Source organism: Streptomyces oryzae, assembly GCF_017676365.1.
Lineage (GTDB): Bacteria > Actinomycetota > Actinomycetes > Streptomycetales > Streptomycetaceae > Streptomyces > Streptomyces oryzae.
Window position 1 is genome coordinate 1 of record NZ_JADKMA010000391.1, and the last position, 1,669, is coordinate 1,669.

General features: G+C 70.2%; 1 protein-coding gene. It reads right to left on the minus strand.

Translation table 11 applies throughout. From position 1 onward, the window contains the following. Positions 1 to 171 precede the first annotated feature (171 nt). On the minus strand, positions 172 to 1,548 hold the full coding sequence (locus ITI46_RS34340) for an IS1380 family transposase (protein WP_209243964.1): 1,377 nt from the start codon (positions 1,546 to 1,548) through the stop codon (positions 172 to 174). Between the last annotated feature and the right edge of the window lie 121 nt (positions 1,549 to 1,669).

Genomic DNA, 1,669 nt, shown 5'->3' on the forward strand with positions numbered 1-1,669 from the left:
CCTCGATCTTGCATGAGGGTCCGTCAGCTTGCTGACGGGCCCTTTCGGCTCATTCGGGGGCGGTCATTTCTGCAGGTGGGCAGGTCGGTGGCCCGGCTGTCGCGTCGGGTGGGCGCCGGGTTCCACGGCTCCGGCCGGGTGGGGCTGCTCGTAGGGACGGGAAGTTGCTGGTCAGTCGGGGGTCGGCAGGGCCGCGAGCCGTTGTAGAGCGTCGGTGATCAGGCCGGTCCAGGGCCAGTGCTTGGCGAAGCGGAGGATGCGGCGTCGTCCGGTCGTGACGAGTTGCGCGGCGGCGGAGAAAAGGCGAAGTCGCAGGCGGCGGGGCTCCCACAGGCGGGCTTGGCCGGTGAGGGCGAGCAGGGGCATCCAGGCCAGCAGGTCGAGGGCGATCTGGACGATCTCCAGCCAGACCTGGTTCTGTGCGGCGTCGTGCAGGGGAAGGTTGCGCAGACCGGTGGCGCGGGCGGCGCGGATACGGTCCTCGGCGCGGGCCCGCTGGCGGTGCCGCAACTCCAGCTCGGCGATCGAGGTGTGCTGGGTGTTGGTGGCGAAGCAGGTCAGTCGCATGCCGTCGACGTCTGTGAAGCGCAACTGGGCGCCGGGATGCGGCCGTTCCTTCCGCACGATCAGCCGCATCCCCTCCGGCCAGCCCTTGAGGCAGTCGCCGCCGAGCTCAGCCACCCAGGCGCCGTCACGGATCTCGCCATCGGGCTCGACGGCCGGTGTCCAGGCCGAGGCCGGGACCTTCAGGACGGCCTGGTGGATGGCATCGGTGATGGTCATGCCGACCGAGTACGACAGCCACCGGCCGCGGGCGGAAAGCCAATCGACGAACTCGTGGGTGCCCCCGCCTGAGTCGGTGCGGATCAGCGTCCGCCGTCCGCGCCGGTACTTCTTCGGCAGCTGCGCCAGCGCGAGCCGGGCGGCTTCGATGTGGTCGGCAGCAGTGTTGCTGCCCGCGTTCCCGGGCCGCAGCAGCCCGGCCACCGGCTCCCCGGACCCGCCCCGGCCGTGGTCGACGAACCCCATCAGCGGATGGTGCCCGTAGGTCTTCTTCCAGGTCGCGGCCGCATCCTGCTTCTCGGAATGCGCTATTACCAGCACCCCGTCCAGGTCCACGACCACCTGCCCGGCCGCGTCCGGCGCCGCGTCACCGGCCAACATCCATACGTGTTCACGTACGTGAGCGCGGGCCTGCCGCAGTGCGGTCAACGCACGCTTCCCGCCCGCTGCCAGCGCGCTGACCAACCGGGACACCGTCGGATCGGAGGCCACCGGCCCGAACACCGCCGGCTCGGCCCGCAGCATGCCCACATCCGCCAGGCAGTCTCCGCCCAGCGCTACCGCGAGCGCCACATCCAGCAGGATCTTGCCCGGATCATGCACAGCCCGCGGCTTGCGCCACGGCGCCAACGCCGCCGATATCGCCTGATCCAGGCCGGCCTTGCGAACCGTCTCCACCAGCAGCACTCCACCGGCCTGGGAGACCACCCCGCGACCACCGCCCTCGGTACGGACACGCGGGTAGAACCCGATACGCTTCTTCACCTGGAGAGTGCTTCTTTCACGCGACGACCTGGACCCTAGACAAGTCCCATCGTTGCAGGTCAGGAGCACTCTTCGCGTTTCTGATCACCCACCGGACGCCCCGCCGCGTGAAAGCGCGAGG